Raw genomic sequence first — 19,177 nt, 5'->3', positions numbered from 1 at the left:
ATTATTATTGTTCACCTTTTTGAAATGGAAAGGAGAATGGCTGGTGAAACATCACAAATATGCATCTAAGCTGCTGGATTATTTCACTTCAGAAAATAAGGCGGAAACAACCATTGCGGATCTGGCTAGTGTCTTTCAATGCTCCGAAAGACATACTAAAACGGTTATCCATCATTTAGCTGCTAAACAATGGATAACATGGCACGTTTCTCAGGGGAGAGGAAAAAAACCGGTAATTACATTGCATTTTGAAAAAGATGATATTCTGCTGGAGCAGGCGAAGGGATTAATAGAAAAGGAAATTTATCAGAAGGGGTTTACTGTAGTTCAGCAGGCGAGTGCCGCCTATCAGGAAAAGTTTCGTGTCTGGTTTCAGCAGCAGATCGGGATTACTCAAGTTTCAGCGGATAAAAACGCATCCTTAGATGTGCTTCGTTATCCATTTTATCCTGTTCGTTTATGTATGGACCCCCTCGATGCAAGCTCACGTCATGACAGTCATATGATTCAGCAAATCTTTGATCGGCTAGTAGAATATAATCCAGAAACGGAGACTCTTGAACCTGCAATTGCACACTGCTGGGAAAGCAAGGACGGAAAGCAATGGATTTTTTATTTACGAAAAAATGTGCGGTTTCATCATGGCAGAATATTACATGCAAATGATGTAAAGACTACAATTCTCCGTTTCACAGAGGACAGTGCCATCAGAAAAAATCTGCTTAACATACAAATAATCAATCAGACAACACTTATCTTCCAATTGGATAAGTCCGATTATTTGTTTCCCAGATTACTGGCAGATGTCCGAGCTTCGATAGTTCCTATAGATGTTATTAAGGAAAAAGGAAAGCTGTTTTCTTCAAAACCGATAGGATGCGGACCTTATCAGCTTACGATATATAGCGAAGAAAAAATTCAACTGGATCGATTTGAAAATTATTATGGACTGGCTCCCTGGCTGGATAAGGTTGAAGTTATTACAGCCTCCGAAGAGTTTTTATCAAAGCAAACACATCCGCTTTTACTAGAAGCACCGGACAGCTCATGGGTAGAAAAGTTTACGTATGAGCAAGGAGCAGATTTTATTATTCTGAATAGTAGAAAGCCAGGATCTTTACAGGATAAAAATTATCGAAAAGATTTAATTGAAGCGATTCGTCCGGCTGATTTTTGTCTGGCAAAACGGGGAGAAATTATTGCACATAGTTTGATTGTAGATAAATCAATGACCTTTCCCAATAAAATAAACCAGACCTCCAGCAGCCCCTGCCAGTCATCGTTAAAAATTGCTGCGCAGCAAATAAGGAAAAATGCAGATCATTACCGAGAGGCGGCTATTCTGCAAAAACAATTAGAGGATGCAGGCATCCATTCAGAAATTGAGTTATTTCCAATAGCAGAGTTGAAGGACCCAAATAAAATATTAGATTATGACTTATTTGTTGGAGGGGTTTTCTTATCCGATGATTATTTACTTTCTGCTCTGACATTTATGGAAAGTATGTCTATGCCTCTTTACCCTCTGCTTCCTGACAGTGTCCAAAAAGAAGTTCAACAAAAGCTCACTAAAATACGGCAGTCTGAGAATTCTCAACAGCAATGGGAGCTTTATTTTCAATTGGAAAAGGATTTAAAGAAGCAGCATTTTATCGTGTTCTTAAATCACCGGGGCCATGGAGTCTATGAAGCAGAGGATAGCCTCTATGAAAATATACACCTTAACAGCAACGGCCGGATTAATTATCGGAAGGTTTGGAGGAAACCCTTTTAAAAAGAAACCAAATTTGCATGGTTAGCTATGAGGGATAGACTTATATTATTCATATATTAAGTCTATCTCCTTTTTTATCATTGATTTTCAAGCTCTATATTACTATAAGAACAACTGATACGCATACCTCTCACCATTCACAAAAGGAAGCTGGATAATCCCTTTGAACGCAAATCCCGCTGATAAAATAACATTTTGCATTGCCCGATTTCTTGGATATGTATCAATTCGCACTTCAGACATCCCTTTTTCTTTGCATACAAAGAGCAGCAGCTTTAGAAAAGTTTTTCCATAGCCTTTTCCGTTTATCTCCGGATTAATTGCGAATTTATGAATTGTCGCATAGCTCCCTTGTGACGCATCCCAATCCCCGCAGCTTATTGTCGAATAAGCTTGTTCCTCTTCATCCGTAACAATTGCAGTACCAACAATCACATTATTTATTGTAAAAAGATAATTATTTCCTTTTTCTATCTCACTTTTTATGTCTTCCTCATTCGGAGAATCTTCTTCTGACCATTGTGGCGATCCGGATTCAGCCAGTTTGAGTCTCGCCTTATTAATGATTTGCATAATATCATGGAAATCACCAGAATTTCCGTTTCTTATTTCGATATTCACCATACCACCTGCTTTTAAAATTTTATGTCTTCCTTAAGTATATTTCTAATTTTAAATAAACAAAATGGATAAGCTTCATTTAAATGAGGTTAAAATATAATTTCAGTATTTATAAAGCCCCAAGTAATAAGTGGGATACCACATTTAAAATGACATTACCCATAAAGAGTAATGCCATTCATTACTTTTAAGTATTTCCTGTCTACTTGACAATCCGCTTTACCTTTATTCCTCCAAAAAGCCATTCTCAACCAGATAATTATGCGCAACTATGGCGACACTCTGCCTTTCAATGTCTACCTGGTAATTGAGCTGACGCATTACTTCACTGTCAAGACTTTCTGCAAGAGGCGCAAGAATGGACTCAACTTCCGGATATTCCTCAAGAAATTCTTCACTCACAGCAAGTGCTGCATTATAAGGAGCAAAAAACTTTTCGTCATCTTCTAATAAAACCAAGTCAAATGCATCAATTTGGGCATTTGTTTCATATGCTACACCTACATCGAGGTTCCCGCTTTGCAACGCTTCGTAGATAAGTCCTGAATCCATTTGCGTAATATTTTCTGCTCCAAATTGAAAACCGTATGTTTCCTCTACCCCAGGAAGTCCATCCTCACGATTAGCGAACTGAGCATCGGTGCCCATTGTTAATTCTTCTGGATGTTCATTCACATAATCCGCCAAATCCGAGTAAGATTCAATCCCGTATTCCTCAGCATTGTCACGAGTCATAGCAAGTGCATACGTATTGTTTACTTTCGAAGGGTTCACCCAGGCAATGCCATTTTTCTGATCAACTCGTTTCAACTCTTCATATGCTTCATCCGGGTCTGTTATTGGATCCATCCCCAAATAAGTTACAATCGCTGTTCCTGTGTAATCCCAAGCAAGTGTGACCTGTCCATTTTCAAGAGCTGTCCGGAGAACTGTACTTCCCAAATTCTCCATCATTTTCACCTGGAACCCTCCCTCCTCAAGTAAGAAATATGTCATTTGTGTAAGTAAATACTGCTCGGTGAAATTTTTCCCGCCAATTGTTACTGACTTCCCGCCACCGCCGAAAACCGAGCATCCGCTTAAAAAGATGCAGAGGAGGACGAGTATGGTGAAACGTCTAAAAATAGTCATTTTTGTAATCCTCCTTTATGTCGAAGTGGCAGAATCAGCCGTCTGGCTTGCTGATTTTGGCGAAATAACGTAACCTGCTCCTCTTAATAAGTAATCAAGTCCAATTGCCAGCAGTGTAACAGGAATCGCCCCTGAAATTAAATAAGCATTGTCAAAAAGTTCAATACCTGTCATAATCCAGACACCTAAACCACCGCCACCAATATAATAAGCTAGGGCAGCCGTTCCAACGTTTAAGACAATAGCTGTCCTGAGTCCGCCGATAATTGCGTATGCTGCATTCGGCACTTCCACTCTCCAAAAAATCTGGCTTGCTTTCATTCCCATCCCTTTCCCTGCATCAATGAGATCGGGATTTATCGAATTAAATCCTGCAACCGCATTACGAAAGATCGGTAAAACAGAGTAAATAAATAAAGCAAATACTGCCGGCTTAAAGCCGACCCCTAAAATACCAATTGCCAATGCTAAAACGGCTAAACTCGGAACCGTCTGTGCCAGATTGGCAACGTTCGAAGCAATCCATTCATATTTACGAAAACGCGGGCGTGTAAATAAAACCGCCAAAGGCAAAGCAATTACAACTGCCAAAATAGAAGAAAGCATGACAAGATTGAGATGCTGCCCTACCAATACCCAAAATGTATCCGTCTGTTCGAAAATCGGCGAAAAATAGCCATTTACCCCTGCGTAAATAAAGAAGCCAATGACAAAAGCATACAGTAAAATACGGACAATATTAGCAATAAGCTTTTTCCGATTCACTCCATCACCTTCTCTTTTTCTACGGTCTGAGACGGTTTTTGGCGCATTTCCAAATGCAAATATCTTTGCACACGGTCAATGGTGATAGCTCCCTGTACCTCATCATTATCATCGTGCACGATCACTTGATCCGCCTCTTGATTTAATAACATCGCAAGCGTATCTTTTAAATTCTCATGAATGTTCACCTGTTTGGAATCGACAATAGACTGATCAATTTCTACAAGACCAATTTCTTCTTGCAGCTGAGCAATTGTGCGTAAACTAAGATGCTTAATGGCGCGGTCCCTTCCTATGAATTGAGAGACATATTCATTTTTAGGATGGATTAATATATCTGATGGTGTTCCATACTGCATAATCTCTCCATCACGCATAAGTACAATTTTATCTGCCATTTTAATGGCTTCGTCAATATCGTGACTGACAAACAATATCGTTTTCTTGACCTCGCGCTGAATCTGTAAAAATTCATCCTGTATTTTTTCACGAATTAATGGATCCAGAGCGCCAAACGGCTCATCCATCAGCATAACCGGTGGATCAGCGGCAAGTGCTCTAATTACACCAATCCGCTGTTGCTGCCCCCCAGACAGCTCATTAGGAAATCGTTTCCTGTATTCCATTGGATCCAGACCAATCAATTGCATCAATTCTTTATAGCGGTTATGTTTTTTCTTTTTGTCCCATCCCAGTAAATCAGGAACAATCGTTACATTCTCTTCAATATCCATGTTTGGAAACAAACCGTTACTTTGGATGACATAACCAATATTTCGTCTGAGTTCAATTTCATTCAGATTGCCAATATCTTCTCCATTAATCAAGATTGACCCTTCACTAATTGTCTCCAAACGGTTCACCATCCGAAGAAGTGTAGTTTTCCCGCAACCGGATGGTCCAAGAAATATAACAATTTCCCCTTTTTCCACTTCAAAATTAACATCGTTAACAGCTTTCTCAGTTCCTGTATATGATTTAGATACATGCTTAAATGAAATCATAAGTTCACCCCTTCGTCCGTGTTAGTTTGCTATTCCTTTTGGTGTCAGCCTCTTCTGGATAAACAGAAGAATCATATCTGCAATAATCGCAAGCAAAGAAACCACAATTGAACCTGTAACAATAGAATACATATCCGTCCGGGTAATACCTTGCACAATCAAAGTCCCAAGACCCCCCGCACCAATAAATGCAGCAATAACTCCAATTCCTATATTTAAAACCACCGCGGTGCGTATACCTGCCATAATTACAGGCAGTGCGTTTGGAATTTCAACACGAACCAGTCTTTGGCTTCTCTTCATCCCTATACCATTCGCTGCATCTATGACTGCTGGATTCACATTCTTAATGGCTGAATAGGTGTTGCGGATAATTGGCAGCTGAGAATACAGCACCAATGCTACTAACGCCGGAACAAATCCAATTCCCTGATTGATTAACGAAAAGAACGGAATCATTATTCCAAACAACGCAATACTCGGGATGGTTAATAGCACAGAAGCTGCTGCTAAAACTGTTTCTGCCAAATCCTCATTGGTTGTTAAATAAATGCCAATCGAGACCCCAATAATAATTGCAATTATTATCGCTATCCCTACGAGTTCTATATGTTGAACTGTAAGGCCCCATATGTAAGAAGCATTAATACGCAGATATTCGAGATATTCATTCATTTTAGTGCCCCCTTTTTCAATAACGAAATGAGCTGTTATTAGCATCAGTCTGCCGCTCATCTCCATATAACCCCTGCAACAATACTGAATTTTTAAAAAATAGAAAAACGACATAATAAAAAATCTGTATATAACCATAAAGACATGAAGTTCATATCCAAGGCGATGTATGCACTGGTGGACGGATATTTTGTCTGTAAAAACCTTACCCAATGTACAGAGAGATCAAGAATGAGTCTCCTGTATCATTAAGTCTATAAAACTGGAGAAAGCACCATTATTAGAGGAAGGAATAAAATGCGATGGCTTTGTAAAAAAACAGAAAGCAGAAGATAGAGAAAATAATTTTGTTATGGACGTCTACACCTTTGCTGAAACGATTGCGAATGCTGTATGGAGATTAACAGCTTCATGATTTTTATAATATATTCCCCTAAAAATTTTTTTGAAACCACAAAAGCTGTAAATACCCTTGTTTTATTTCAACCTCATAAAAAAACTACTTAGTAAGCCTGGCAATAATGGCTCAAAAATAGCTTTTGCAAATAGTGAAATAATATAATCCTTTTATAAAAGAAAATAGAATGCTATATCTTCTAAACATTTCCACTTCCAAGTATTTCAAATAATATTATTCATCTTACTCGATAATTTCTATGGCGTAAACAGAAATTCTTCCCGGAAAAGATTCTCTAAGATAGTCACCGTACACCCTTATTTTTTGATTTACTTGAGGTTGCCCAAAAAGAAAACTTCCTTCCATCTCACGATGTGGGGATAGAATAATTACGTTATCCCCATAATCAGAAGTAATCAAGCCAGACAGTCCCTGCCAGAAGCTTACTGATTGATCCAATCCACATCTCATTCCAGCGCTTTGATACTACATATCCTTCAATAACGAAAGCATCTTCCGGAATAGTTATATCCACCTTCGTATCCCCTTTTTTGCTCACCCATTCATTCAGACAAAAAAATAGCGACAGCCACCAGATAGATTATAATAATTCTTTTTATTGAGACAGGTGTATTTTCCATTTTATCGCCATCTTATACACAGATAGAATAAATTACCTAAGCATAATCCTAGTCATATATTTCTACATATCATCAAAAAACCTTTATAATAACTCTTTATTCTTCTTATAAGATTTTTTTAATGAAATGAATTCCAATAAAAACGATAGTGCTCCCACACTTATTACCATTCCAAAAAAATCATACCAGCTTGCTTGATCAGATGTTATTTTATATATCAGATAGCCTATTCCAAACACAACAACAAAGGAAGCAGTTCTGGCTTTAAGAGCTCTTAACGCTCCTTTATATTCCTTTTCCGTTGCAATATCAGTATGTTCGATTCCCGACAGTGTATATCTTCCTAAATTATAAAAAAGGAAAATTGCTATACCTGCTAACAAAATGACAGCTGTATCTAAGCTTATAAAATTACCGCTAATAATCATGATTACCAGAAAAAGAAAAAGCAGAACTCCTCCTTCAGCTAAAAAATATAGCATCTTTTTTTCTTTATATTCATCATCCGGCATAAAAAAAGATATCCATGATTTCATTAATCTTCTACCTCCCAAAATAATTCATCTAATGTTTTATCTAGCTCTTTTGCTATTGCAATACAGAGTGAGAGTGTGGGGTTGTATTCCCCTTTTTCAATCAATCCAATTGTCTGTCTCGTCACGCCAACATTCTTTGCCAACTGCTGCTGGGTCATTGACGTTTTGACACGTGTTATTTTCACATTATTTCTCATTATTCACTCCGCCTCATAAATGCAATATATAAATTACTTTTGTTAATTATATGTTACATCGCTTTATTAATAAAATCAAATTATTATTTGGATAATAATTGTAGTAATCTTAACAAAGTTAGCATTTATCAGTCTTGGAAACAGGCACTTAATTAACTTATACTGTAGAGAAAATAACCACCATTGCTTTACTGCAAAAGAAAAAAAGCCATTTGAAGAGTTCCTTTTGCTCTTCAAATGGCTTTGCTTTTAATTAAACTCGCTTCTATTAATTCTAATCAACAATCTATTCCTTATTTAATCCATCATACGCTTCTTAAATGTAACAGCAGCTAATACTAAAGTTGCTGCAACCCAGGCTCCAATAATTGCAAAAGGCTTCCAAAGTTCATCAAAACCTGCCCCTGATTCACCCAAATTCGCAATTTCTTCCAGCTGAATTCCCGGTGTATACTCTAATACTTGTAAGAAGCTGAACTGATCGGCTAGCCCGATAAACATATTAGCCATTCCAAATATAAACATTACAGGAAGAATATAGACAGATGCTTCTAAAACACTTCTTGTGATTAATCCCATCCAAGTTCCTAAAGCGATAAAGAAAATCAGAGATAGAAGAATTCCAGCAATTAACCAGCCTCTTCCGTCAAATGAAAAACCCATGATAAACATACTAACAGCAGTTACAATAACCGTAATTACAATAGTAACAGCACTTTTCCCAGCTAAAATTTCTGTCAATGTTGCTGGAGAAAGCATCAGACCACGCAACGTATTTTTCTCCTTTTCTTCTGCTATTATCGCACATTGCAGAAAGGTACCAACCAAAGCAAGGGATAAAGTAATTACAAACAAGTACATCGCCAATGGCACTTCCCCTACCCGACTATATATGACAGCAAATACAAGTGGCATCAGTGCTGTTGATGAAACATACAAATTTCGATATAAATCTTTTAAGTCTTTTTGAAAAATAGCCATAAACCGTTTTACAGAAAATGTCATACTAACTCCCTCCCAGTCACTTCAACAAAGATATCTCCTAATGTCGGTTCTTTTGTATAAATACGCTCCACCATTTCCCGGGAAATATATTGTTGAATTTCCTCAGCACTTGATGCTTTCAAGGGAAGCTCTAATTCTCTTCCATTCTTTAATTCAATACCAATAATTTCTTCCCGATACTGTTTTTTCAGCTGTTTCGGCTCATCTAAAAGCTGGACGACCCCTTTATTTAAAAAGGCTACCTGGCTGCACAGATGATCTGCCTCCTCCATATCATGTGTTGTCAGAAAAATGGTCGTTCCCTGTCGATTCAGTTCCTTTAAACCATTATGGATATGCTTGGAGTTAGCAGGATCCAATGCAGATGTCGGTTCATCTAAAAATAATAGCTCAGGCTTATGCAAAAGCGTTCTTGCTAATAATACCCGCTGTGTCATTCCTTTAGACAGCTTGGCGACTTGTGTTTTTTTCTCAGAACCTAAGTTAACTGATTCAAGCGCCTCGTCAATTCGTTGTAAAGATGTACCATATAAATCTGCGTAAAGCTTTAAGTTATCATAAATGGTTAGTCTTGCGTATAAACCACTATTATCTGTTACCACACCAAAACGTTTTCGATATTCAGGTGCGTTTAACTTTGAAACTGGTACACCAAATACATTTGCTGTACCTGAACTCTGCCTCATTTGACCTGTTAAAATCTTTATTGTTGTTGTCTTTCCAGAACCACTTGGCCCCAGAAAACCAAATGTTTCTCCTTTTTTAACCTGGAAAGATACATCATGTAATGCCTGTTTATCACCAAAAATCTTCTCTAAAGATTTCACTTCTATCATATTCTCCACTCCAAAAACCTCCTGCGTCAGTTATTTGTTTGTGATCACAGAATATCGCTATTTAAGGAATAGTGCAGTATATCTTCAATGAATGGAGTATATTTCAAGCTGAATTGTGCTTATTCTACCCCCAATAATTCCTTCAGCTCGTTCAACTTTGATTTCGATAATGGAACCTGAGAGCTTTTTTTATCAATAAGAGACAAGCTGTAACTGTTCCTGGTCCATGTAATAACCTCTCTTATTTTTTGAAGATTCACAATATAGGAGCGATGGCAGCGAAAGAAGCCTTGATGAGATAAACGCTGTTCTAATTCTTTTAAGGTAAAACCTGTTGGAAATCCTTCTCCACGCGTATACAGATATGTTTGACCATTCTGGCTTTCAATATAGTCGATTTCCTGTGGGTCAAATAAAATAATTTTATCCTCTACTTTGGCAGAAATTTTATTTAACTGAAAAGTTTGCTGTACTTGAGCCTCTTCTTCCGCTGTTTCTATCCCATCTATTTCTAAAGACTTTACTCTGTCTTTCTCCTCCGTTTCAACTTCGATTTGATGCAGGCCCTGTTCATCTAAACGATAGACCGTATCTGCAATTGTAATGGCACTCTCCGTACTTGTTGTTAAAATCAATACCGCTTTTTGCTTTTCCTGCAAAATCTCGACAAATTGATGAAGTACACGTTTCGTTTCTAAGTCTACATTTACCTCAGGCTCTTCAAAAATAACAACTTCTGATTCCTGCATTAATATTCTGCCAAATTGGACCCGGCGTTTTTCAGATCGATTCAACTGATGCATTTTCCATCTTGCTTTTTCCTCCAGTTGAACCAGCTGTAGAACTTCTTTTATAGAAGCCTTGCTTTGATATAAGGACCCGATAAATGTCAAATATTCCTTTACCTGTAACCGTTCATAAATACCTTCTTCATACCAGCAAATTCCTAAAGAGGAAAAGTATTTCTGCTTATCCTCCTCCAGTGTTTTATGGTGTATCTGAATAAAACCCTTTCGTACACTTTCTTCTCCGGAAATCATTTGCAGTAAGACTGCACGCACATTAACAGTGGACTGAATTGCTTTGATTTCTCCAGATTTTATTTCTATATCTATCCTCGGAAATAATGTTTGATCTCCTTGACGATATTCAATTTCGTTCATTCTTAACATGCTTTATACCTCTCTATCCATAAAGAATTCATTCCATTCTATTTTGATAGCTTTTAAGCCTGATTATTATTTCATGACAAACAGTTAAATCTTTGATACAGTAGATTCAAAGAAAATAATGAAAAGCAACTACTAGGGGAGCCCAAAACTGCGGGCTGAGAGGGAAGCATGCTTACTTTCCGACTCTTACAAACCTGATCTGGCTAATACCAGCGTAGGGAAGTAGTCAATCAACTTATGATTACTCTCAGTATACCAAATCAGGCTTCTCTATAAAGCCTGATTTTTTATTTTTACAAAGTAGTTTACTTTTCATTCCAAAAAGAAAAGCGAAAAGCGCCTGTTTAAAAACGTAGAGATTGCGCTCCCGATCTTTGGGGGTGGTTCGACTTTAGTCGAACTTCCTTCACCCTTGAGATAAAGGAAACATGCCCCTTTAGGGGTATGCCGACGTTAGGCTTCAGCCTGCTTTTAGTCGACCTTCCTTTACTTTAAACCGATGTTGACTTTCACCCGCAGGGCATAAGCGCGACTATACTTCTGTCTGCGCCTGACGGCTTGCCAATCAGTAAGTCTTCTTTATCGTAGGGCGTGACGTGAAATCTCTAAAGTTTGGCGCATGGAGCTAGACATATAGAGGAGATGATTGGATTGAAAAACCGTACACGCTTATTAACGCTGATGGCTGTTTTTATAGCTATTGGAACAATTGGCTCTCAATTGCTCTGGTTTCCCGCAGGGGTTGCCAGAGCTTATCCAGTACAGCATGCCATTAATGTCATTGCTGCAATCATACTTGGACCGGGGCCGGCAGTCATTGTCGCATTAATGATCAGCCTGCTCAGAAACCTTTTAGGTCTGGGAACACTCGTTGCTTTCCCCGGAGCAATGATTGGAGCATTTGTCGCCGGGGTATTGTATAAGAAAACGCAAAAATATTTAATGGCGGCTTTTGGAGAAATAATTGGAACAGGGATTATTGGTTCATTCTTTGCTGTTCCTATTGCGAATCTCCTGATGGGAAGCTCAGTAGGAGCACTTGCATTTATCCCGCCGTTTATTGTCAGCAGCGTCTCTGGTGCTTTAATTGGCTGGCTGCTGGTCAGCCGTTTACCGGCACGGCAGTTTTCTTTAACAAAATAAATTATTTTACAATCCTAAGGAGGATTTTATGATGAGTCAGGTTCGTTGTGCATTAACAATTGCCGGCACAGACCCGAGCGGTGGTGCTGGTATTCAGGCGGATTTAAAAACATTTCAAGAGTTAAAAACCTATGGTATGTCTGTAATTACTTCTGTTGTGGCCCAAAATACAACAGGAGTCCGTTCTGTTGAGCATATGCCTCTTTCTATGATTGAGGATCAACTGGATGCAGTCATTGAGGACATGCCAATTCATGCAGTGAAAACAGGAATGATTGCAAGTAAGCCAATGATGGAATTAATCGCTCAAAAATTAAGAAAGATTGATGCGCCATATGTGATGGACCCTGTTATGGTTGCGACCAGCGGTGACGCTTTAATTAATGAAGAGGCCCGCAGCTTTTTGCGGCAGTATCTTCTTCCTTTAACGACGGTTGTTACACCAAATATTCCAGAAGCAGAATTTCTGACCGGCTTATCTATTGCGTCTACAGAAGATATGAAAAATGCTGCAGAATATCTCGTTCACGAGTATGATGTTGATGCTGCCTTAGTTAAAGGTGGACATCTAAAAGGACAGGCTGTTGATTTTCTTTATGACGGCAAACAGATGCATAGCTACGCTGCTGATCGTATTGATACAAAGAATACGCATGGAACCGGCTGTACCTATGCTGCTGCCATTGCTGCTTATTTAGGTAAAGGTTATCCACTTTCAGAGGCGGTAAAACACTCAAAAGCTTTTGTGACTGCAGCTATTTCCAAATCATTTGAGCTTGGAAAAGGGAATGGCCCGACGAACCACTGGGCAATCCGGGAAAATGCAGGAAGGGAGATTACACATGAATCCTGATATTATCCAGCAAGTCAGAAACAACACGCCTCTCATTCATCATTTAACCAATCAGGTTGTCATGAACTTTAGTGCTAACGGACTGCTTGCCTTTGGTGGCAGTCCTGTTATGGCAAAGGAATTAAGAGAAGCAGCAGATATGGCCAAAATTGCAGATGCACTTGTTTTAAATATTGGTACCATTTTAGAAAATGAAATTGAAGCAATGATTGCAGCAGGGAAAGCTGCCAATGAAAAGGGAATTCCTGTAGTTCTTGATCCTGTTGGCGCAGCTGCTACTTCTTTTCGGAAAGAAGTAATAGAAAGAATTTTACAAGATGTACGCCCAACAGTTATTAAAGGGAATGCAGGTGAAATTGCTTCCTTGGTTAATGCAGATATTCAAACACGGGGAGTGGATTCTATTGGGGAAGGAAATATAGATGATATTGCAGAAAAAGCCAGGAAACAATTTGATACTGCGATTGTAGTAACCGGAAAAACAGATGTTATCTATGCCGATCAGAAATTAATTTATAACCAGACTGGGCATCCGCTTCTCTCCAGTATTACCGGGGCGGGATGTTTATTAGGATCTGTTGTAGCAGCATGTCTGACTACTTCTTATCCAGTCGGGGAACAGCTCCGTACTGCACTCAGTTTCTACGGACTGGCCGCAGAGCATGCAGCAGAGCAGTCTCATGTGCAAGGACCGGGAACCTTTTTGCCAAGCTTTATGGATGCTTTATCCTTTACACCCAAGCAACTAAATGGAGGCACTGAAGATGGAATTTAATAGAGAACAATTAAGAAAATATTTTATTATGGGAAGCCAAAATTGTCACAGGGATCCTCACACTGTTTTAGAGGAAGCACTCACTGCAGGTATTACTTCATTTCAATTTCGGGAAAAAGGCACCGGCTCGTTAAATGGTGAGGAAAAGATTAAGCTGGGTAAAAGCTTGCGAGAGCAATGCCGAAAACATGATATTCCATTTTTTATTAATGATAATATTGAGCTGGCCGAGGAATTGGATGCAGACGGTATACATGTAGGGCAGGATGATATGCCTGTCAAGGAAGTCCGGGCTAAGTTCCCGGATAAAATCATTGGCCTGTCGATATCTACACCACAGGAGCTTGACCAAAGTCCGCTCGATTTAGTGGATTATATTGGCGTTGGACCAATTTTTGCAACTGCTACAAAAGAAGATGCAAAACAGGCTGTAGGCTTAGAATGGATTCATACTATCCGCTCGCAGTTTCCAGACATACCTGTTGTGGCAATAGGCGGTATCCAGACAGATAACGCAAGCTCTGTTATAGAAGCAGGTGCTGATGGCGTTTCTTTTATTACTGCTGTTACAGAAGCAGATAATATTAAAGAAGCTGTAGATAAGCTTTAGTCTAGCTAGAATTAATGAAAGAACTTCGTCAGACTAGTTATTCCGCCCAATCTGTTTGTTATGAAGCGCAAATAATGCAGATGCCTCATATGCTATTAGGGAACATTAGCCTAATAGAGGAGGAAAATTATGAATTATTTTCAACCACCGCATCCAAACGGCGAGGAAAACAAACAGAATAACCTGCCCGGAAAGATGCTGAATAATTATTTTCAGCCGGCCCCACAGCATAATTATTCCAATGGATTCTTTGCAGGGGGTCCAGAAGGTGAAACTGGCGGCCCAGGGGGCTATTATCAGGAACAGCAGCCTGCTGATAATATACCGTACCAACATCAACATGAACAGCAAAACTTTCCATCCCAGGAGCGAATTGGCAACTTCCCCCCTGGCTTTCCAGGTGGAGGCGGGAATGAATCGCCTTTTCCAGAGTTTAATACAGATCAATTTATAGATAATATTTTCCCTGGTCCCCCGAACAACGCCGGGGGCGGAAATGGAGGTGCTCCTCCAAATTGGCCGCCAGCTCCGTCTTTTCCAAACTTTCCAGGAAGCGGCGGCAGTGGAGGAGATCCTGGACAGCAATCAGGCCCTGCAGAAATGGGCGGTATGAACAGCCAGCCTCCAATGGGACCGCCGCCAAACTTTGTACCACAAAAACAACAGGTGCAGGCATTTGCTGTCGACCCTGGCGGGATCAGACATTGCATGTTCCGCTTCACTTATATTTGGCCAAATCGCGGCAACGGTTTTTGGGCCTTTCCGACATTCCTAGGCAGAAATTCTATTGCCGGATTCCGCTGGAATGGTTTTCGTTGGGTTTATTTTGGAATGGATTTAAATAGTATTGAATCCTTCCAATGTATGTAGCTATAAAAAGTAAATGAAATTAAAAACGAGCTGCTGAAAGCAAAATCTTTTCAGCAGCTCGTCTTATTTGAAATTTCTTCATTAATTATATTTCTTATCTTCTTTTTTACGCATCTCACGCTGCCAAATAAGCCCTTGTTCCAGCGCCATTTTCTTGGCAATCTTCGGTGCATTCCATAACGGCGGTAAAATCAATAACGATACTGGGACTGCCGTAATAACAATGGAATTTTGAATCGATGTAATACTATCTTCCCCGATTGTAAGAATAACTGCTGTGAAAGCTCCAAAAAGGACGGCCCATACTACACGCAGCCAGCGTGTGGGATTATCATGCCCTGTTAATGTTGCCGCCACTGTATAAGACATTGTATCTGCTGTTGTTGCAACAAAGATAATAGATACAAGCAGGAAAGCAACTCCCATTACTGTGCCTAAAGGAAGCTGATCCGTAATTGCCATAACTGCAGCTGGCATTCCGCCATCAGTTAATGCGTCAGAAACAGAGCCCGGTTTTTCTATTTCAAAGAAAACACCTGTTCCACCGACAATGGAGAACCAGAAATTTGTTACAAGCGGTGCTACTACGGAAACTGCAATAACAAGCTCACGAATGGTTCTTCCTCTGGAGATACGGCTGATAAATACGATAAGCATCGGTGCATAGCCGATAAACCAAGCCCAAAAGAAAATCGTCCATCCTGCCAGCCATTCTCCATCTCCACGATAGAACATCATTTCAAACATATTTTGAATATGGACTCCTGTACCACCGACAAACCCATCAATAATAAATGCGGTAGGTCCAATAATAAATACAATAATAGCTAAAAGAATTGTAAATTGAACATTCCAGTTACTTAAATGGTAGATTCCTCTATCCACTCCGGTAGCTGCTGAAATTGCTGCTACAGTAACCAGAACAATAACAACGATAATGCTTATTGTTAACGTATCCGGTATGCCAAACAAATGGTTTAATCCATAAGATATCTGCAAACCTAAAAACCCAAGCGGACCCAATGTTCCTGCTGCTGTTGCAATAATGGAAAAGGAATCAGCCAACGTTCCAATTGCACTTTTTTCAAATATTTTATCTCCAAAAATAGGATATAACAATCCCCGCGGCTTTAAAGGATAGCCCTTTTGATAATGCACATACATCATTACAACAACTGCAAGTGTACCAAGAATTGCCCATGCAAGGAATCCCCAATGCATAAAGGCTTGAGCAAATGCTCCCTCTATATTATTAAATTCTCCTCCACCAAAAAGAGGCGGTGTAGACATAAAATGGTACATTGGCTCTGCTGCAGCCCAGAAGACTCCCCCACTAGCCAATAAAGTTACTAATATCATACATACCCAGCCAAAATAGCTATATTTTGGTTTATCCTGGTTTCCTAATTTTACTTTTCCATACTTTGAAAATGCCAGACCTAAGCCGATGGCAAAATTAAGGAATAAGAGTATTTGCCAATAAGCTCCAAACCAATCAGCAGAATAATTAAATAAGGTGTTTACTGCATTATCCACCATATCACTGTTAATCAGCGACAGGATAATAAATAAAACTAAAAATCCTCCACTGATATAAAAAACTGGCCAATCTAAACCTTTTCCTTTTTTTGACTTCACACTTTACCTCCTGATTAATGTAAGCGTCCAAAATATCATAAAACGTTATTTACAGACCTTTTTTGGATGAAAGCATTTTTCAGATAAATGCTTGACAAACTTTCATCCTCTCACTTGTTTTATTTGCACATGTTTATTTATTATAGTTATATGCTTCATACAATACAACTTATAATTTAGAGATGTATTCAACGAATAGCTTTGAATATAGAAGTATTTCCCTTATTAAATATTCCTAAACCCTTCTCATCCCCGAAAATAAAAAAATCTCGCCCAATTTAGCAAGATTTTTTCTCAGTCTATGTTATTCACCTTTTCAAAGCTTAAGAATTAATAATTTTATCAACTGTTTCTTCTACTTCATCTCTGGACATTTTTTCCTTACCGCTCTTCAAAGCATTTAATGTTTTATGTGCCAGTGCTAACGGTATCCGGCAGAAAAGCAGAATATTTTTGGTAGAGATTTGTGTCATATATTCATCAGCTTTTTGCAAATTCGCCTCTGCATAAGCAAACATTTCCTTCTTAGACCAGTCATTCGGAAAGAAGCCGACACCTCTTTCAGCATCTTCGTCAATATTTCGTAATATATTCACAGCCTGTAAACCCCGTCCATAGCCGATAGCCAGATCGCGGTCTGTTTCGGTGCCATCATACCAGTTCCAAATATCAGACAGCATTACACCGACGAGACCTGCTACATAATATGTATACTCATCTAAATCCTCTTTCGTCTTTACTTCCCAATCTTTCCCAACCCATTTAGCCATTCCTTCTGCCATTTCACTTGTAGAGTCCTTTACTTTTTGCTGAATATCCTCCGGGCAAAATTCAATCCAGTCAGCTAAGCGCAATGTCACTTCCGGAAGTTCCTTTTCATACGGTGCTACGAGCTGATGATAAGCCTCGCGGTTAAATACATCTTCCTTTAATAAATGGCTTGTCTCATTCAATAAATGCTGTTTTACTTCTGCATCCATTTCTTCATGGTCTTCCATTTCATCAACAGCGCGCATGCAGAGGTAAGCTGAACCAACTGTTTTCCGCAACGTTTTGTTCAACAGTTTAATGGGGATATAAAATGTTCTGCTCGTCTGTTTCAAAACCTTCATTGCATCTTTTTCTAATGTTGCTTTGTTACTCACCCAAAACTCCTCCTTATTTCATGCGTTATTACAAGTATAACAAACAAGTGCCTTTTTTTCCTTTAAAAGTGTTGAATTCTCATTAATTTTCACATAAAGTTCTTGTGCTATCCTTTTTTTAAAGCTACTATGGTAGATAGTGTTTTTTATCACTCAAATGTTAATAACAGGATAACTATAGATAAGGCGTGTTGTTTTATGAATAAAAGTGTATATTTACTGATGACCATTTCATTTGTTGTCGGAATGGTTGAATTAATTATTGGCGGTATTCTCGATTTAGTTGCGGATGACCTCGGTGTGTCACTAGGAAAAGCTGGTTTATTAATTACTATTTTCTCTCTTGTTTTCGCTATTGCTTCTCCTATTCTGCTTTATTTAACGGCATCTGTTGAACGAAAAAAACTGACCATTATTTCTTTAGTCTTCTTTTTGCTTGGAAATATTCTTGCTGTTTTTAGTTTGAACTATACGATGATTTTTATTAGTCGAATAATTTCTGCAGCAAGCGCTTCTTTACTAATTGTACTTTGTGTAATGATGGCATCCTCCATTGTTAAGCCTGCTTACAGGGGACGCGCTATCGGCATAGTCAGTATGGGAGTAAGCGGATCTCTTGTTTTCGGAATTCCATTTGGCTTAATCCTTGGAGAGTCGTTTGGCTGGCGTGCCCCGTTTGTACTTATTTCTTTCTTAACGGTTGCTTCAATTATATTTGTTCATTACTTTATGCAGCGCATTCCTTCTACGGAAAAGCCTCTGCCACTGACAACACAGTTAAAAATGATCCGGAACCCAAAGATTCTTTTTATATTATTGACTACTTTCTTTGTCCTGGCCGGTCACACAACATTATATGGCTACCTGAATCCATTTGTAAAAGACTTTATGGAATTAGATGGCATTTGGTTAAGTGCAGTTTATCTGATTTTTGGTATTTCTGCTGTAAGCGGAGGCGGGGCAGGCGGAACATTGTCCGATTTATTCGGTCCGAAACGAACCATTCTCAGTGCCATTATCTTGTTTGTGGCTACCATATTAATTATTCCTGTTTCGTCGTTCCATGTTGTCTTATTCCTTGTTGTACTTATACTATGGGGAATGCTCAGCTGGGCGGTCTCGCCACCTGTTCAAAGCTATTTAATTGAGACATCACCGCAAAATTCAAGTATCCTCGTCAGCTTAAATAACTCTGCTTTACATTTAGGTATAGCAGTCGGTTCATTTGCAGGTAGTATTGTCATTGAGCAGTCAAGTGTAGATAAAAATGCATATGTAGGCGGAGCAATTGTCTTTTTAGGGTTAATTACAGCCCTGATCGCATTAAAAGGATATAAACGGCCGAAAGTGACAGTTGATTGATTGAATAATAAACTGCATGGAATTACT

Annotated in this window: 20 protein-coding genes and 1 riboswitch; of the genes, 7 read left to right on the top strand and 13 right to left on the bottom strand. The window is 38.9% G+C overall.

Annotated elements, in window-relative coordinates:
* The first annotated feature begins 43 nt into the window (after positions 1–43).
* On the top strand, positions 44–1,774 hold the full coding sequence (locus MHH51_RS04605) for an ABC transporter substrate-binding protein (RefSeq protein WP_339284726.1): 1,731 nt from the start codon (positions 44–46) through the stop codon (positions 1,772–1,774).
* A gap of 102 nt (positions 1,775–1,876) precedes the next feature.
* Here the strand turns inward: MHH51_RS04605 and MHH51_RS04600 are convergent, their stop codons facing one another.
* The 11 genes from MHH51_RS04600 to MHH51_RS04550 all read right to left on the bottom strand — a co-directional run bounded on the left by MHH51_RS04600 (position 1,877) and on the right by MHH51_RS04550 (position 10,754).
* The gene (locus MHH51_RS04600; RefSeq protein ID WP_339284724.1) at positions 1,877–2,395 is read right to left on the bottom strand and encodes a GNAT family protein; all 519 of its coding nucleotides are present in this window, start codon (positions 2,393–2,395) and stop codon (positions 1,877–1,879) included.
* Between the two features lie 225 nt (positions 2,396–2,620).
* Positions 2,621–3,526 carry a glycine betaine ABC transporter substrate-binding protein gene (locus MHH51_RS04595; RefSeq protein WP_339284723.1) on the bottom strand — a complete coding sequence of 302 codons (906 nt, stop codon included), beginning with the start codon at positions 3,524–3,526 and terminating at the stop codon, positions 2,621–2,623.
* A 15-nt stretch (positions 3,527–3,541) separates the two neighbouring features.
* Complete coding sequence (locus tag MHH51_RS04590) at positions 3,542–4,291, bottom strand: ABC transporter permease (protein ID WP_147210861.1); 750 nt, start codon at positions 4,289–4,291, stop codon at positions 3,542–3,544.
* Positions 4,288–5,295, bottom strand: a complete 1,008-nt coding sequence (locus tag MHH51_RS04585) for an ABC transporter ATP-binding protein (protein WP_156985706.1) — start codon at positions 5,293–5,295, stop codon at positions 4,288–4,290. The genes MHH51_RS04590 and MHH51_RS04585 overlap by 4 nt, the downstream gene beginning before the upstream one ends.
* Before the next feature lie 21 nt (positions 5,296–5,316).
* A complete protein-coding gene (locus tag MHH51_RS04580; RefSeq protein ID WP_147210859.1) occupies positions 5,317–5,970 on the bottom strand; it encodes an ABC transporter permease in 654 nt (217 codons plus the stop codon).
* A gap of 803 nt (positions 5,971–6,773) precedes the next feature.
* Complete coding sequence (locus MHH51_RS04575) at positions 6,774–6,902, bottom strand: hypothetical protein (protein WP_281289848.1); 129 nt, start codon at positions 6,900–6,902, stop codon at positions 6,774–6,776.
* Positions 6,903–7,091: 189 nt separating this feature from the next.
* Positions 7,092–7,544, bottom strand: a complete 453-nt coding sequence (locus MHH51_RS04570; protein ID WP_339284721.1) for a hypothetical protein — start codon at positions 7,542–7,544, stop codon at positions 7,092–7,094.
* Positions 7,544–7,741 carry a helix-turn-helix transcriptional regulator gene (locus tag MHH51_RS04565; RefSeq protein ID WP_156985708.1) on the bottom strand — a complete coding sequence of 66 codons (198 nt, stop codon included), beginning with the start codon at positions 7,739–7,741 and terminating at the stop codon, positions 7,544–7,546. Before MHH51_RS04565 ends, MHH51_RS04570 begins: the two co-directional genes overlap by 1 nt.
* Before the next feature lie 297 nt (positions 7,742–8,038).
* Positions 8,039–8,746: an ABC transporter permease gene (locus MHH51_RS04560; RefSeq protein WP_156985709.1), complete on the bottom strand. Its 708-nt coding sequence runs from the start codon at positions 8,744–8,746 to the stop codon at positions 8,039–8,041.
* Positions 8,743–9,591: an ABC transporter ATP-binding protein gene (locus MHH51_RS04555; protein ID WP_339284717.1), complete on the bottom strand. Its 849-nt coding sequence runs from the start codon at positions 9,589–9,591 to the stop codon at positions 8,743–8,745. Before MHH51_RS04555 ends, MHH51_RS04560 begins: the two co-directional genes overlap by 4 nt.
* Before the next feature lie 110 nt (positions 9,592–9,701).
* Positions 9,702–10,754, bottom strand: a complete 1,053-nt coding sequence (locus MHH51_RS04550) for a LytTR family transcriptional regulator DNA-binding domain-containing protein (RefSeq protein ID WP_147210855.1) — start codon at positions 10,752–10,754, stop codon at positions 9,702–9,704.
* 124 nt (positions 10,755–10,878) lie between these two features.
* Positions 10,879–10,992: riboswitch (TPP riboswitch) on the top strand.
* Between the two features lie 413 nt (positions 10,993–11,405).
* Here MHH51_RS04550 and thiW point away from each other — a divergent pair.
* The 5 genes from thiW to MHH51_RS04525 all read left to right on the top strand — a co-directional run bounded on the left by thiW (position 11,406) and on the right by MHH51_RS04525 (position 15,005).
* Complete coding sequence (gene thiW / locus MHH51_RS04545; RefSeq protein WP_339284715.1) at positions 11,406–11,897, top strand: energy coupling factor transporter S component ThiW; 492 nt, start codon at positions 11,406–11,408, stop codon at positions 11,895–11,897.
* A 31-nt stretch (positions 11,898–11,928) separates the two neighbouring features.
* The gene (gene thiD / locus MHH51_RS04540) at positions 11,929–12,750 is read left to right on the top strand and encodes a bifunctional hydroxymethylpyrimidine kinase/phosphomethylpyrimidine kinase (protein ID WP_339284713.1); all 822 of its coding nucleotides are present in this window, start codon (positions 11,929–11,931) and stop codon (positions 12,748–12,750) included.
* The gene (thiM, locus tag MHH51_RS04535; RefSeq protein ID WP_147210853.1) at positions 12,740–13,525 is read left to right on the top strand and encodes a hydroxyethylthiazole kinase; all 786 of its coding nucleotides are present in this window, start codon (positions 12,740–12,742) and stop codon (positions 13,523–13,525) included. Before thiD ends, thiM begins: the two co-directional genes overlap by 11 nt.
* Complete coding sequence (thiE, locus tag MHH51_RS04530; protein WP_339284711.1) at positions 13,515–14,135, top strand: thiamine phosphate synthase; 621 nt, start codon at positions 13,515–13,517, stop codon at positions 14,133–14,135. Before thiM ends, thiE begins: the two co-directional genes overlap by 11 nt.
* 129 nt (positions 14,136–14,264) lie before the next feature.
* Entirely contained in the window at positions 14,265–15,005 is a 741-nt protein-coding gene (locus tag MHH51_RS04525; protein WP_147210851.1) for a hypothetical protein, read from the top strand.
* An 81-nt stretch (positions 15,006–15,086) separates the two neighbouring features.
* Here MHH51_RS04525 and MHH51_RS04520 read toward each other — a convergent pair whose 3' ends face one another.
* Together MHH51_RS04520 and MHH51_RS04515 are read right to left on the bottom strand one after the other, a co-directional pair.
* On the bottom strand, positions 15,087–16,643 hold the full coding sequence (locus tag MHH51_RS04520) for a BCCT family transporter (RefSeq protein WP_147210850.1): 1,557 nt from the start codon (positions 16,641–16,643) through the stop codon (positions 15,087–15,089).
* Between the two features lie 323 nt (positions 16,644–16,966).
* Positions 16,967–17,788: a phytoene/squalene synthase family protein gene (locus MHH51_RS04515; RefSeq protein ID WP_147210849.1), complete on the bottom strand. Its 822-nt coding sequence runs from the start codon at positions 17,786–17,788 to the stop codon at positions 16,967–16,969.
* A gap of 198 nt (positions 17,789–17,986) precedes the next feature.
* Between MHH51_RS04515 and MHH51_RS04510 the strand changes: the two genes are divergently transcribed.
* A complete protein-coding gene (locus tag MHH51_RS04510) occupies positions 17,987–19,150 on the top strand; it encodes an MFS transporter (protein WP_147210848.1) in 1,164 nt (387 codons plus the stop codon).
* The last annotated feature ends 27 nt before the right edge of the window (positions 19,151–19,177 follow it).

It is taken from the genome of Oceanobacillus sp. FSL K6-3682 (assembly GCF_037976165.1).
In the GTDB taxonomy this organism is placed as follows: Bacteria; Bacillota; Bacilli; order Bacillales; family Amphibacillaceae; genus Oceanobacillus; species Oceanobacillus sojae.
Note: the sequence above shows the minus strand (reverse complement) of the source record. Positions and strands in the feature narration are given on the sequence as shown.